This is a genomic window from Streptomyces sp. NPDC059906 (assembly GCF_042730645.1).
Lineage (GTDB): Bacteria > Actinomycetota > Actinomycetes > Streptomycetales > Streptomycetaceae > Streptomyces > Streptomyces rubrogriseus.
On the sequence record NZ_JBHWKU010000007.1, the window covers coordinates 71,864 to 84,803 of the forward strand.

Here is a 12,940-nt window from a genome sequence, read left to right on the forward strand (position 1 = left end):
TGGTGCCTACTGATCGGCCGGGCTCCCGGCTCCCCTCCGGAAGGGGGCCCGGCCGTCAGTACGTCGGTTCAGCCGGACTGGGCGAGCAGCATCACGAGGATCACCGCACCCACACCGCCGATCATGGTGTTCTTCGCCTTGATGCCGATGGACAGCGCGACGAACGCGATGATGCCCATCGGCCCGTACTTCCACTGCACGAGCTGCTCGAACCCGATGGCCAGAGCCGCGACGACGATGGCGATGAGCGGCATGGTGGACCCCCTGTCACCGTGGTGGCCAACCCCCGTGAGGCTCGACCACGTTGCTCAAGTTGGCTGCCAACTTCACTGTACTTATCTCCGCTTGGAAGCGTCTCATAACCACCTTTCCGCGAACTGCCGGAAGATGGCGAGAAGTTGTAGGGTTTGGTCGTGGAGCCGGAACACGCCCCCGTCAACGGGCGGGAGAGACCGCAGCGGCCACAGACAACACATCGAGAGGTGGCCGACGAGCTGCGCGCCCGGATCAGGTCCGGTCGGCTGCGGCCGGGCCAGCGCATGCCCACGCAGGCTCAGTTGGCCGAGGAGTTCGGCGTGGAGCGGGGCGCCGTCCGCCAGGCCCTGCGCATCCTGCAGTCGGAACGTCTGCTCACCAATGTGTCCAAGGGGAGCCCGGCGACCGTCGCGCCCGACCTGTACGGCCCCCAGGCCGGTCCCGAAGCGCGGCCGATGCCCACCACCGTGGCCCTCGCCTCCCGGGTCGCCGCCGCCTTCGCCGCCGAGCACGTCGAGATCGACGCGCTCTGCCTGACCTCCGTCTCCCTCACCCTCGCCCTCGGCGAACCGCTGAGCCAGATCCACGCGGGGCGACTGAAACCGGCCAAGGTCGACGTCCGGGTCCTGCTGCCGAGCGGCGACATCGACCTCGCCTTCCCGGTGGCGGTCTCCGGCGGCGCGGCGGGCGGCCCGGTGCACGAGCGGTGGCTGGCGATGCGCAACGCCCAGGGGCAGGTGCTCCGGCACAACCTGCTGAGCCTGCGCGCCACACACGGCATCGACGTGCGCGTCTCCTTCCGCGCGCTGCCCTTCACCCCGCCAGTGAAGCTGTACGTGCTCAACGGCAGCGAGGCCCTGTTCGCGTACTACACCCTCGGCCGGCGCGAGCAGGAGATCGACCACGAGCAGCTGGAGATGTACGACGCGGAGGGCATCCGCTCGACGCTGTTCGCCTTCGAACAGGGCGGCGGCCTGCGCGACGGCGTGTTCGTGAAACAGTCCCAGCTGTGGTTCGACGCGCTGTGGGGGACGATCAGCTCGGAGCTGGTGCTCACCGGCTGACCGTCCCCGTCACAGCGCGGGACCCGCGACCAGGAGGGCCAGCAGCACCGCTCCGGCGGAGCTGACGGAGGGGCTCTTGGCCTTGATGCCTATGGTGAGCAGGAGCAGGCCGACGATGCCGGTGGCACCGTACTTCCACTGGACGATCTGCTCGAAGGCGATGACGAAGACCGCGGAGACCAGGGCGAGGACGGGCATGGCCTTCCCCCCTTCGGGAAGATAGACTTTCGCCAACTGAGATAAGTTGGCAACCAACTCTCCCTAGGTTGTCCCCACTTGGCTGCTACCTATAAACAAGTTTCAAACAACTCCCTATAGGTAGGTCGAAGTTGTAGCGTTTGGTCGTGACTCAGGAGAACGTGTCCGTGAACGGCAGCAGAAGGCTCTCGGCCCAGGAGATCGCCGACGTCCTGCGGGAGCGGATCCGCGGGGGAGACCTCAGAGCGGGCGACCGCCTGCCCACCCAGGCCGAGCTGGCCGAGGAGTTCGGCGTGGAGCGCGGCACCGTCCGCCAGGCGCTGCGCGCACTCCAGGAGGACGGCCTGCTCACCAACGTCAGCAAGGGCAGCCCGCCCCGCATCGCCGAGCCCGCCACACCGCGGGCCGAGCCGCAGCCGACGATGGTGGCGCTCGGGCCGCGCCTGGCGGAGGCGTTCGCGGCACCGCACGTCCAGGTCGACGTCGTCTGCCACACCTCGGAGACGCTGATGCTGGCGCTCAGCGAGCCGCTCCGTCTGATCCACGAGGGCCGTATCCACCCGGAGTCGATCGACTTCCGCGTGCTGATGCCCTCCCGCGACATCGAACTCGCCTTCCCCGTCCTGGTCGAGGACGAGGAGGACGACCCGGTCCACCAGCGCTGGCTGCAGATGCGCAACGCCCAGGCCCGCGTCCTCCAGCACAACCTGCACGCCGTGCGCTCCACCCACCGCGTCGACGTGCGGATCGCCTTCCGGGCCCTGCCGTTCACGCCGCCGATGAAGCTGTACCTGCTCAACGGCGAGGAGGCCCTCCTCGGCTACTACATGCTGACCCGGCGCGAGGAGGAGTACGAGAGCCGGACGCTCCAGATGTACGACGCGCTCGGCTCCCAGTCGCTGCTGTTCTCGTTCCTGAAGCGGACCGGTCACCGCGACGCGGTGTTCGTGGAGGAATCACAGAAGTGGTTCGACGCCCTCTGGGAAACCATCACCACGGACATGACACTCTCCTAGTGACTTCCGATACGGATCAGACGGAACCGGTGGGCGAGCGGGCCGGCCCGGACGAGCAGTCCGAGGCCCTGCGGGACCTGGTCATGGGTGCCCGCGTCGTCCTGTGGGACTTCGACGGCCCCATCTGCAGACTGTTCGCGGGCTACTCGGCCGACCTGGTGGCGGCCGAACTGGTGGACTGGCTGGAGCGGCTGGGCCTCAAGGACCTGCTCACCCGGGAGGAGCAGGTCCACCCGGACCCGCACGCCCTGCTGGCCGCGGTCGACCGCAGACACCGGCAGAGCGACCTGGCCGCCGAGTTCGAGGAGCGGCTGACCCGGGAGGAACGGCGCGCCGTGCCCACCGCGTGGCCGACCGCGTACGCGGACGCCCTGATCCGCACCTGGTCCGCCCTCGGCGTGGGCCTCGCGGTCACCACCAACAACTCGCCCCGCGTGGTGAGCGAGTACCTGGAGACCCGGGACCTGCTGGGCTGCTTCGCCCCCCACATCTACGGCCGCACCGGGGACCCGCACCTGCTCAAACCCGACCCCCACTGCCTCAACCGCGCCCTGAGCGCGATGGGCGCCGCCCCCGCACGGGCCCTGATGGTCGGCGACTCCGCCTCCGACGTGACCGCCGCCCGCCGGGCCGGCGTGCCCTTCCTCGGCTACGGCCACAACGAACGCAAGACCAAGCTCCTCAAACAGGCGGGCGCGGACACGGTCGTCGACTCCCTGGAGCCGGTCCTCAGACTGCTGTGGGAGGCGCCGGGCCCGGGACTCGTGCGGGCCTGACCCGCCCCGGCGTCGTACACGTGCCCATCCGTTCGCCGGGCGGAGGGACGGCACGGCGGCGTTCGCCGGGGTTCCGCGGGGATGAGGGGGACAACAGGAGTACCGTTTTCCCACTCCTGCACCTCCGCAAGGGTCCAAGGCGAAAGAAAAACGGTAGATGTCGCCTCAATCGGCCTCCCCCGCCCGGCTCCGTGCCGTCGAGGTGAGCGGTGACGCGAGCGCGGTCGAGGGCCCCCTGCGCGGTTACCACCACGAGACGTACGTGGTTCCGCTGCCCGGCGCCACGGGTGCCGCGGACGGGGCCCGCTGGAAGTGCCGCGAGCCGCGCGGCGGCCTGCTCTGGTTCGACCGCCGGTGCTTCGTGTCGGAGGAGCAGCTGCTGCGCGCCCTGCAGGGCCGGATCACCGGCGTGCCGGACGTCTTCGAGGTCGGCGGGCTGCCCCTGCAGCGGTTCGTCGAGGGCCGGACCCTCGGATCCCTGCACGGGGCCGGCCGGGCGGTGCCCGAGGGGTTCACGCGGCAGATCGTGCGGCTCTTCGGCGAGATGGCGGCCGTCACGGCGCGGACGCTGCCGGTGGAGCGCCGGTGCAGCTTTGAGGACCGGCCGGCGGACGGCGACACCGACGGTTTCATGGAACGGCTCGTCCGCTTCACCGAGCAGCGCGTCTACGCGGAGAACCTGCCGCGGTTCGGCTCCCTCTACGCGACCCTGGGGCTGGACGACGACGCGTTCGGGCGGCTGCGCAAGCACGTCGCCGGGCTCCGGGAGCGCCCGTTCTGCCTGCTCCACGCCGACCTGCACCGCGAGAACATCATCGTCGACGCGGACCGGCGGCTGTGGACCATCGACTGGGAACTGGCGATGGTCGGCGATCCGCTCTACGACCTCGCCACTCATCTGCACCTGATGCGCTACCCGTCCCGGCAGGGCCCCCGGGTGGCGGAGCAGTGGAGCCGCACGGTCGAGGCCGTACGCCCCGGCGGCACCCGCGGCTGGCGCGAGGACCTGGACCGGGTCGTCGGCTACAAGAGGGCCCAGTCGGTCTTCACCGACGTCGTCCGCGAAGCCGTCTCGCTGGGGCGCCGGGCGCGGTCGGCCGGCCCCGGGGTCGGAGGCGCCGCCGCCAGGCTGCACGCCGTCCTGACCGGCGCGGCCCTGCCCCTCGGACTGGAGTCGGTGCCCGGCCCCGCCGAGATCGGTACCGCACTCGTGCGGTGGGGCCGCGCGCACCCGGACGAGGAGGGGGCCCTGCCGGCCACCCCGTAGGCCCTAGGCTCGCCTGCATGAACGCCCCCGGTCTGCGCGAGCGCAAGAAGCAGCGGATGTTCCGGACCCTGTCGGACATCGCCGTCGAACTCTTCCTGGAGAAGGGCTTCGACGCGGTGTCCGTCGCGGAGGTGGCGGCCGCGGCCGAGGTCTCCAAGCCGACGCTCTTCCGGTACTTCCCGGCCAAGGAGGACCTGGTCCTGCACCGCATCGCCGACCACGAGGACGAGGCGGCCCGGGTGGCCGCAGAGGGGCTGCCCGCGCCGGTCGACGCGCTGCGCCGGCACTTCCTGGCGGGCCTTGAGCGGTGCGACCCGGTGACCGGGCTCAACGACCACCCCGCAGTACTCGCCTTCCACCGGCTGCTCTACGGCACCCCCGCCCTGGTCGCCCGGATGCACACCCAGCTGGAGCGGTCCGAGGCCGCGCTCGCCGAAGTGCTCGGCGGCGACCTGGACGCGAGGCTGGCGGCCGGGCAGATCATCGCCGTGCAGCGGGTCCTCGCGCTGGACAACTGGCGCCGGATCGCCGCCGGGGAGCGGGTGGAGGACGTCCGGGGCGACGCGGTGGCGGCGGCGGAGCGGGCGTTCACGGGGCTGGCCGCCGGACTGCCACGATACGTAACGAAGTAAAAAATGTGACTCGGTAACGTCATTCCTCTACGCTTGCCGGAATGACGTCGACCGACACCGCCCTCCAGCGCGCCCTCGACCGCGAACGCGCCCACCACGAACACTGCCGGACCGTCCTCACCGCGATGGTCGAGGGCGCCCAGGAGCACGTCGTCACCGGCGAGGACGTCTCCGCCTCCGGCGCCGACGCCGAGGCCCTCGGGTACCGGCTGCGCAGCCGGGCCAAGGAGATGCGCGAACTGCCCCCGGGCCCGCTGTTCTTCGGACGGCTCGACTTCGCCGACGGGGAGGAGACCGGGCGGGCGCTGCACATCGGGCGGCTGCGGATCACCGAGCACCCGGCCGCCCCGCCCCTCGTCGTCGACTGGCGCGCCCCGGTCTCCCGCGCCTTCTACCAGGCCACCGCGGGCGACCCGCGCGGCGTGGCCGTCCGCCGTCGCTTCGGATGGGCACCCGGCAGCCGCGGCGACGCCGCCGACCTCACCGGCATGGAGGACGAGCACCTCGGCCGGGGCGAGTCCCGGGCGAGCGCCATCGTGGCGCGGGAGATCGAACGGCCCCGCGTCGGACCCATGCGGGACATCGCCGCCACCATCCAGCCCGAGCAGGACGACCTGGTGCGCGCCGCTCTCGGCACCACCGTCTGCGTCCAGGGTGCCCCGGGCACCGGCAAGACCGCCGTCGGACTGCACCGGGCCGCGTACCTCCTCTACACCCACCCGCAGCGCATCCGGCGCGGCGGGCTGCTGATCCTCGGCCCGAACCCGACCTTCCTCTCCTACATCGCCGAGGTGCTCCCCGCCCTCGGCGAGAGCGGCGTACGGCAGTCCACGCTGGACCGGGAGATCGCCCGGCACCCGGTCACCCGCACCGACGACGCACCGGCCGCCGCCCTCAAGCACGACGCCCGGACCGCCGAGGTGCTGCGCCGCGCCCTGTACGCGCGCGTGGACCCGGACGCCGCGGGCGACCTCGCCGTGCCGGACGGCTCCTACCGCTGGCGGGTCCCGGCCGAGGCGCTGGCCCGCATCGTCGCGGAGGTCCGGGAGGAGGAGCCGCCGTACGGCGTCGGACGCGAGCGGGTCAGGGCCCGGCTCGTGCGGTACGTCCAGGAGCGGGCCGAACGGCGCGCCGGGCCGCGGAGCAACGCCTGGCTGCGCCGCCTCGAACGGTCCCGGCCGGTCGGCGCCGCCCTCGACGCCGCATGGCCCCGGGTGCGCCCCGAAGAGGTCGTCGCGCCGCTGCTCGGCGACCTGGGAGTGCTGGCCCGCGCCGCCGACGGCCTGCTGGACGACGCGGAGCAGCAGGCCCTGCTGTGGACGGGGCGGGCACCGCGGTCGTGGAGGTCGGCACGCTGGTCCGCCGCCGACCTGCTCCTCCTCGACGAGGTCGCCGGACTCCTCGAACACCCCGAGGGCTACGGCCACATCGTCGTCGACGAGGCCCAGGACCTGTCCCCGATGGAGTGCCGGGCCATCGCCCGCAGGTCCGCCTTCGGTTCGCTCACCGTCCTCGGCGACCTCGCCCAGGGGACCACGCCGTGGGCCGCGCGCTCCTGGCGGACCGTCCTCGCCCACCTGGGCCGTCCGGACGCGGCCGTGGTGCCGCTGACCAGCGGATTCCGGGTGCCGAAAGAGGTGGTGGGCCTCGCCAACCGGCTGCTGGAGCGCCTCGGCGTGGACGTGCCCCCGGCCCGTTCGCTGCGCGGCGACGGCGAGCTGACGCTGCGCGAGGCCGCCCCCGGCGCCGTGCCGGAGGCGGTCGTGGACGCCGTACGGCACGCGCTCACCCGGGACGGCTCGGTGGGCGTCGTCGCCGCCGACCCGGACGTGCCCGGGCTGCGGGCCGCCCTCGACGCGGCCGGCATCGCGGCGGCCGGGCCCGAGGCGCTGGGCTCCCGGGTGGCCGTCGTACCGGCGAGCGTGGTCAAGGGCCTGGAGTACGACCACGTCGTCGCCGTCGAACCGGCGGCGATCGCGGCGGCGGAGGGCCCCGGCGGGCGGGGCCTGCACCGGCTCTACGTGGTGCTCACCCGCGCGGTGTCCCGGCTGGACGTGGTGCACGAACGCCCGCTGCCGTTCTGAGGACCCGGCGGGTCGCGGCGCCCCCACCCGGGGCAGGTGCGGGATGGTGTGGCCCATGGCTGCGAGACTGCGGGTGACCACGGTGGACGCGGGACCCTTCACGATGCCGAAGGCGGACCTCATGCACGGGGCGACCGGCACCGTCACCGTGCCCTCGACGGTGGCCGTGATCGAGCACGCCGCACACGGGCTGATCCTGTTCGACACCGGCGTCAACCACCATGTCGCGGACCCCGAGGCCGCGGAGGCCTACTGGGGCGCCGGGCTCCGCGCGGCCTACGGTGCCCAGGCGTTCACGCGGCAGCACGCCGTCGACGCCCAACTGGAACGCCTCGGCCACCGTCCGGACGACGTGACGCACGTGATCTACTCCCACCTGCATCTCGACCACGCCGGCGGGATGAGCTACTTCCCCCGGGCCAGGCACGTGGTCCAGCACGACGAACTGCGCCACGCCTGGTGGCCCGACCGGTGGACCGCCCGCGGATACGCCTTCAACGACTACCGGGACACGCGGGACTACGACTTCCTCGAACTCCGCGGCGACACCGACCTCTTCCTGGACGGCACGGTGAACGTGATCCGCACCCCCGGCCACACCCCCGGCCACCAGGGAGTCGTCCTCGACCTCGACCACCACGAACGGATCGCCTTCCTGGGGGACGCCGCCCACCTCCAGGAGGGGCTCGACCAGAACGTGCCCATGACCAGCGACTGGAACGTCCAGGAGAAGCTGCTCACCTACGGCCGGATCCGCGCGCTGGGCCGCGCCGGTGTCCGGACGTTCCTCTCCCACGACCCGGAACACTTCGCCGCCCTCCCGCACGACGGGACCTTCTGGGACTGAGCCCGCGCCTCGCACCCGGGCGTGGAGACACTCTTGCAAGCAGGGTGCTTGCAATAGTTAGCAAGGTGCTGCATGGTGGAGGCATGGCATCGCTCAACGTCGGCAATCTCGGTGAGTACCTGCGCGAGCAGCGGCGCAACGCGCAGCTCTCGCTCCGGCAGCTCGCCGACGCGGCGGGCGTGTCCAACCCGTACCTGAGCCAGATCGAGCGCGGGCTGCGCAAGCCGAGCGCGGAGGTGCTCCAGCAGGTCGCCAAGGCGCTGCGGATCTCCGCCGAGACGCTGTACGTCCGCGCGGGGATCCTCGACGCGGAGCGGGACCGGGAGGACGTGGAGACGCGTGCGGTCATCCTCGCCGACCCCTCGCTGAACGAGCGCCAGAAGCAGGTGCTGCTCCAGGTCTACGAGTCCTTCCGCAAGGAGAACGGGTTCGCGACCGACACGGAGCCGGGCGCCGACGCCGACATCGCCGTCGACGGGGCTGGAACGACACAAAACCCTCACTCGTAAGCAATTCCGGAGGACCATCACCATGGCCATCACCGACGACCTGCGCAAGACCCTCAGCGACCCCACCCCGCTCTACTTCGCCGCGGGCACCGCCGACCTCGCCTTCCAGCAGGCCAAGAAGGTGCCGGTGCTGGTGGAGCAGCTGCGCGCGGAGGCCCCGGCGCGGATCGACGCCGTACGCAACACCGACCCGAAGGCCGTCCAGGAGAAGGCGACGGCCCGCGTCAAGGAGACCCAGGGCAGCCTCCAGGCCAAGGCCAACGAGCTGTTCGGCAACCTCGACACCGACTTCAAGAAGCTCGGCGAGAGTGCCCAGGACCTCGCGCTGCGCTCCGTCGGCGTCGCCGCCGAGTACGCCGTCAAGGCCCGGGAGACCTACGAGAAGGTCGCCGAGCGCGGCGAGCACGCGGTGCGCACCTGGCGCGGCCAGGCCGCCGACGGCATCGAGGACCTCGCCGAGGACGTGGAGGACCTCGCGGTCGCCGTCGAGCCGGCCAAGCCCGCCCCGGCCAGGCCCGCGACGCCCAAGCCCGCGACGGCCAAGTCCGAGCCGGTCCGGGTCACCGAGGACAAGTCCGCGGCGGCGAAGAAGACGCCCGCCCCGCGCAAGGCCCCGGCCAAGAAGAACGCCACCGCCAAGAAGACGACGCCGCCCGCCAAGTAGGGCAGGGCGCGACGAGCGGAGAGCGGGCCGGGCACCCTTGGGGTGTCCGGCTCGTTCTGCGGGTACGGTGACCGCGTAATGACGATCCGATTCTGGTGGTGGACGTTGTGCTGATGCAGGGGTTCGCAGGCTTCATGTGGCTGCTGAGCATCGCCCTGATCCTTTTCAGCGGCTTCGCTTTGATCGACGCCGCCACGCGCCGCGAGGACGCCTACCGCGCGGCCGACAAGAAGACCAAGCCCTTCTGGCTGATCATCCTCGGGCTCGCCTTCGTGGTGAACCTGATCTTCAACATCCTGTCGTTCCTGCCGATCATCGGCCTCATCGCGACGATCGTGTACATGGTCGACGTACGGCCCGCGCTGCGCGGTCTGTCCGGCGGCGGCCGCAGCAGCCGCCGCGGCTCCAGCAGCGACGGCCCGTACGGCCCGTACAACGGCGGACGCTGAACCCGTACGACCGCGGACGCCGACCCCGTACGACGGCGGACGCCGACTCCGTACGACGGCGGCGGGCACCGGCGGGAAGACCCGCGCGGGGGTCATCGGTCCCGGTACCGGTACCGGTACCGGGACCGGGACCGGGCGGCTCAGGCCGTCCGGTCCAGCAGGACCACGGCCAGGTCGTCGGCCAGCTCGCCGCCGTTGAGTTCGCGGACCTCGTTGACGGTCGCCCGCAGCAGCTCCTCGCCGGTCAGACCCTCGGCACGCTGGCGGCGCACCAGCTCCACCATGCCGTCCTGGCCGAGCCGCTCCCGGCCCCCGCCGACGTGGCCCTCGATCAGGCCGTCGGTGTACAGCATCAGGCTCCACTCGGCGCCCAGCTCCACCTGCATCCGCGGCCAGCGGGCGCTCGGCAGCAGCCCCAGCGCGGGGCCGTTGTTGTCGTAGGGCAGCAGCCGTGCGGGCATGCCCGGGCGGCTGAGCAGCGGGGAGGGGTGCCCGGCCAGGGACAGGCCCGCGCGGCGGCCGTCCGGGGAGATGTCCACGGCGCACAGCGTCGCGAAGATCTCGTCGTCCGAGCGTTCGTGCTCCAGCACCTGCTGGAGCGTGCCGAGCAGTTCGTCGCCGCACAGCCCCGCCAGCGTCAGCGCCCGCCAGGCGATCCGCAGCTCCACGCCGAGCGCGGCCTCGTCCGGGCCGTGCCCGCAGACGTCACCGATCATGGCGTGCACGGTGCCGTCCGGGGTACGCACGACGTCGTAGAAGTCGCCGCCCAGCAGCGCGCGCGAGCGGCCCGGGCGGTAGCGGGCGGCGAAGCGCAGCGGGGAGCCCGCCAGCAGCGGGGTCGGCAGCAGGCCGCGCTCCAGACGGCGGTTCTCCTGCGCCCGCAGCCTGCCCTCGGCCAGCCGCCGCTCCGCAGAGTCGGACCGCTTGCGCTCGACGGCGTAGCGGATCGCCCGGCTCAGCAGGCGGCCGTCCAGCTCGTCGCGGAACAGGTAGTCCTGCGCGCCGACCGCCACCGCCTCGGCGCCGCGCTCGGCGTCGCTGGAGGAGGTGAGGGCGAGCACGGCGTGCCGGGGCGCCAGCTCCAGGACGTGCCGCAGCACCGCCAGCTCGTCGTCGCCCTCCGCGTCGCCGCCGTTGCCGTTGCCGTGGCTACCGCCACCACCGCCGTCGGCGTTCGTGCGGGCCGGGGCGGGGGCCGACAGGGCGAGGTCCAGCAGGATGCAGTGGACGTCGTCGGTCAGCAGCCGCCCGGCCTCGGTGAGGTTGCGCGCGGTGCGGACGCGGATCGGCTTGCCGGACTGGTCGAGCAGGTCCGGCACGATCGGCGAGCCGGCCGGATCGTCCTCGATCAGCAGCACCGTCAGGTTCGTGGGAGCCGCGCCCTCGGTCCGGACGCCGGGCGTCGGCGTCCGGCCGGTGCCGGGGCTGATGCCGGTGCCGGTGCCGGGGCTCGTGCCGGGGCTGGTCTCCGTGCTGGTGTCCGTGGGCTTCTCGCGCTTCTCCGTGGGGTTCTCTGGGGTGTTCTCTCGCCGGGTGGCGGCGTTCTCGGCCTGGTGCGTCCCGGGCGGGGCCTGTTCCTTGGAAGGGCCGCTGTCCGGGGACGCGGCGGGCGCCTGACCACACTCCACGGCCGGGATCGCCCTCTGCCGCGGTACGGGTACGGGCATCGTCTTGGTTTCCTTCCCTCCCCCCGAGGGCATGGCGGGGCGAGGGACCTCGACCCACCGACGGGGACCATAGCGGGTGACCGCACCGCTGCGGAATGGTCCAGAACACGTCGGGCGGCCATCGGCCACTGTCATATGCCGCGTTTTCCCCCGCACTTGGACACGTCGGCCCGGGGGCGGGGATGACGAAGGTCACGCGGGGCGGGCGCCGGGCGTGGACTGGGTCACGTGGCCCGTCTCACGCCCCGGGCCCCCCTCGCGTGGCCCGCGTCACTCCTTGGGGGTGGACGCCTGCTCCGGGGCCGTGTCCGGGCGGACCACGCCGAGGATCGGCATCGAGCCCGCGCCCGCGACGGTGATCGAGCGACCCGGGCGCGGGGCGTGCACCATGGAGCCGTCGCCGACGTACATGCCGACGTGGCTGGCGTCGTCGAAGTAGATGATCAGGTCGCCGGGGCGCATGTCCTCGACGTCGACGTGCCTGAGCTGCTTCCACTGCTGCTGCGAGGTGCGCGGGATCGCCTGTCCGGCCGACACCCAGGCCTGCGAGGTCAGGCCGGAGCAGTCGTAGGACTTCGGGCCCTCGGCGCCCCACTGGTACGGCTTGCCGATCTGGGCGGTGGCGTACTCGACCGCCTCGCGGCCCCGCTCGGTCGCCGCGGTGTCCAGGTCCTTCAGGATGCCGGAGTCGAGCCAGGCGGTCTGCGCCTTGGCCTGCGCCTCCCGCTCCAGCCGGGCGAGGCGCTCCTTCTCCTCCTTCGCCAGCTCGGACTCCAGCTTCTCGGCCGCCGCGATCTGCTTCTCGATCTTCTTCTGGGCGGTGGCCTTGGCCTTGCGGTTCGCCTCCAGCTCCTTGAAGCGGGCGGAGGCGTCCGCCGCGTAGGCCTCCAGGTCCCGCTGGGCGCGGGTCAGCTCGCCGAGCAGGCCCTTGGTGGCGCGCTGGCCCTGGATCACCCGGCCGGTGCCGTCGAGGAAGTCCTCGGGGTCGTCGCTCAGGATGAGCTTCGCCCCGTCGGGCAGGCCGCCGGTGCGGTACTGGGAGCGGGCGGCGGCTCCCGCGCGGTCCTTCAGCCCGTCCAGCTTCTCCTGGCCCTGGACAATCTTCTTGGCCAGCTCGACGATCTCGGCGTTCTGCTTCTCGGCCTTCTCCTCGGCGGCGTTGTACTCCTCCGTGGCCGAGGCCGCCGCGCGGTAGAGCTTGTCGAGCTTCTTGCGTACGGCTTCCAGGTCCTTGCCCTTGCCGGGTGCGGGTGAGGGCGACGGGGACGATGAGGCCGAGGGGCCCGGGTCCGCGAACGCCGTGCCCGGTGCGGCCAGCACCGTGATCGCGCAGACCACGGTCACGGCAGCCGTCGTCAGGCCACGCTTCCCCGTACGCATACCTCGCCCCCAACCTGATTAACCGTCAGTAACATAGCCCGTTGGGGGGATCGTGCCATGCCGGCGCGAAAAGCGACAGAGGCCGTGCTTTCCTCCCGCTTCCCCTCGGTTGCTCCCTCGTTTGCTTCCCTC

At 72.3% G+C, this 12,940-nt stretch carries 14 protein-coding genes; 10 read left to right on the top strand and 4 right to left on the bottom strand.

The features are described from left to right. Nucleotides 1-68 precede the first annotated feature (68 nt). On the bottom strand, nt 69-254 hold the full coding sequence (locus ACFV9J_RS13740; protein WP_003974784.1) for a hypothetical protein: 186 nt from the start codon (nt 252-254) through the stop codon (nt 69-71). A 153-nt stretch (nt 255-407) separates the two neighbouring features. Between ACFV9J_RS13740 and ACFV9J_RS13745 the strand changes: the two genes are divergently transcribed. Further along, nucleotides 408-1,319, top strand: a complete 912-nt coding sequence (locus ACFV9J_RS13745) for a FadR/GntR family transcriptional regulator (RefSeq protein WP_385353734.1) — start codon at nt 408-410, stop codon at nt 1,317-1,319. Between the two features lie 9 nt (nt 1,320-1,328). Here the strand turns inward: ACFV9J_RS13745 and ACFV9J_RS13750 are convergent, their stop codons facing one another. Continuing rightward, entirely contained in the window at nt 1,329-1,517 is a 189-nt protein-coding gene (locus ACFV9J_RS13750; protein ID WP_104635634.1) for a hypothetical protein, read from the bottom strand. A gap of 140 nt (nt 1,518-1,657) precedes the next feature. Here ACFV9J_RS13750 and ACFV9J_RS13755 point away from each other — a divergent pair, with 140 nt between their 5' ends. The 9 genes from ACFV9J_RS13755 (at nt 1,658) to ACFV9J_RS13795 (ending at nt 9,761) form a co-directional block, all read left to right on the top strand. Further along, nucleotides 1,658-2,533, top strand: coding sequence for a winged helix-turn-helix domain-containing protein (locus ACFV9J_RS13755; protein ID WP_356864757.1), 876 nt, complete (start codon nt 1,658-1,660; stop codon nt 2,531-2,533). After that, the gene (locus tag ACFV9J_RS13760; RefSeq protein ID WP_385353737.1) at nt 2,533-3,309 is read left to right on the top strand and encodes an HAD family hydrolase; all 777 of its coding nucleotides are present in this window, start codon (nt 2,533-2,535) and stop codon (nt 3,307-3,309) included. Before ACFV9J_RS13755 ends, ACFV9J_RS13760 begins: the two co-directional genes overlap by 1 nt. A gap of 157 nt (nt 3,310-3,466) precedes the next feature. Continuing rightward, nucleotides 3,467-4,576, top strand: a complete 1,110-nt coding sequence (locus ACFV9J_RS13765; protein ID WP_385353739.1) for a phosphotransferase — start codon at nt 3,467-3,469, stop codon at nt 4,574-4,576. A 17-nt stretch (nt 4,577-4,593) separates the two neighbouring features. Next, nucleotides 4,594-5,208 carry a TetR family transcriptional regulator gene (locus ACFV9J_RS13770; RefSeq protein ID WP_385353741.1) on the top strand — a complete coding sequence of 205 codons (615 nt, stop codon included), beginning with the start codon at nt 4,594-4,596 and terminating at the stop codon, nt 5,206-5,208. 41 nt (nt 5,209-5,249) lie between these two features. After that, complete coding sequence (locus ACFV9J_RS13775; protein WP_385353743.1) at nt 5,250-7,292, top strand: HelD family protein; 2,043 nt, start codon at nt 5,250-5,252, stop codon at nt 7,290-7,292. A 55-nt stretch (nt 7,293-7,347) separates the two neighbouring features. After that, complete coding sequence (locus tag ACFV9J_RS13780; RefSeq protein ID WP_385353745.1) at nt 7,348-8,139, top strand: N-acyl homoserine lactonase family protein; 792 nt, start codon at nt 7,348-7,350, stop codon at nt 8,137-8,139. A gap of 83 nt (nt 8,140-8,222) precedes the next feature. Then, entirely contained in the window at nt 8,223-8,648 is a 426-nt protein-coding gene (locus ACFV9J_RS13785) for a helix-turn-helix domain-containing protein (protein ID WP_385353747.1), read from the top strand. A gap of 22 nt (nt 8,649-8,670) precedes the next feature. Continuing rightward, entirely contained in the window at nt 8,671-9,312 is a 642-nt protein-coding gene (locus ACFV9J_RS13790) for a hypothetical protein (protein WP_385353749.1), read from the top strand. 113 nt (nt 9,313-9,425) lie between these two features. Then, on the top strand, nt 9,426-9,761 hold the full coding sequence (locus ACFV9J_RS13795) for a DUF2516 family protein (RefSeq protein ID WP_030868443.1): 336 nt from the start codon (nt 9,426-9,428) through the stop codon (nt 9,759-9,761). 140 nt (nt 9,762-9,901) lie between these two features. On the opposite strand, the gene ACFV9J_RS13800 is transcribed toward ACFV9J_RS13795, so the two are convergent. Together ACFV9J_RS13800 and ACFV9J_RS13805 are read right to left on the bottom strand one after the other, a co-directional pair. After that, a complete protein-coding gene (locus ACFV9J_RS13800; protein ID WP_385353751.1) occupies nt 9,902-11,428 on the bottom strand; it encodes a SpoIIE family protein phosphatase in 1,527 nt (508 codons plus the stop codon). A gap of 270 nt (nt 11,429-11,698) precedes the next feature. Further along, complete coding sequence (locus tag ACFV9J_RS13805; RefSeq protein WP_385353753.1) at nt 11,699-12,808, bottom strand: NlpC/P60 family protein; 1,110 nt, start codon at nt 12,806-12,808, stop codon at nt 11,699-11,701. Nucleotides 12,809-12,940: the final 132 nt, after the last annotated feature.

What these genes read in the sequence shown, in the direction of transcription:
- ACFV9J_RS13770 (WP_385353741.1), top strand. Translation starts at nt 4,594, where the DNA reads ATGAACGCCCCCGGTCTGCGCGAGCGCAAGAAGCAGCGGATGTTCCGG.
- ACFV9J_RS13765 (WP_385353739.1), top strand. Translation starts at nt 3,467, where the DNA reads ATGTCGCCTCAATCGGCCTCCCCCGCCCGGCTCCGTGCCGTCGAGGTG.
- ACFV9J_RS13785 (WP_385353747.1), top strand. Translation starts at nt 8,223, where the DNA reads ATGGCATCGCTCAACGTCGGCAATCTCGGTGAGTACCTGCGCGAGCAG.
- ACFV9J_RS13750 (WP_104635634.1), bottom strand. Translation starts at nt 1,517, where the DNA reads ATGCCCGTCCTCGCCCTGGTCTCCGCGGTCTTCGTCATCGCCTTCGAG.
- ACFV9J_RS13800 (WP_385353751.1), bottom strand. Translation starts at nt 11,428, where the DNA reads ATGCCCGTACCCGTACCGCGGCAGAGGGCGATCCCGGCCGTGGAGTGT.
- ACFV9J_RS13805 (WP_385353753.1), bottom strand. Translation starts at nt 12,808, where the DNA reads ATGCGTACGGGGAAGCGTGGCCTGACGACGGCTGCCGTGACCGTGGTC.
- ACFV9J_RS13790 (WP_385353749.1), top strand. Translation starts at nt 8,671, where the DNA reads ATGGCCATCACCGACGACCTGCGCAAGACCCTCAGCGACCCCACCCCG.
- ACFV9J_RS13775 (WP_385353743.1), top strand. Translation starts at nt 5,250, where the DNA reads ATGACGTCGACCGACACCGCCCTCCAGCGCGCCCTCGACCGCGAACGC.
- ACFV9J_RS13740 (WP_003974784.1), bottom strand. Translation starts at nt 254, where the DNA reads ATGCCGCTCATCGCCATCGTCGTCGCGGCTCTGGCCATCGGGTTCGAG.
- ACFV9J_RS13795 (WP_030868443.1), top strand. Translation starts at nt 9,426, where the DNA reads ATGCAGGGGTTCGCAGGCTTCATGTGGCTGCTGAGCATCGCCCTGATC.
- ACFV9J_RS13780 (WP_385353745.1), top strand. Translation starts at nt 7,348, where the DNA reads ATGGCTGCGAGACTGCGGGTGACCACGGTGGACGCGGGACCCTTCACG.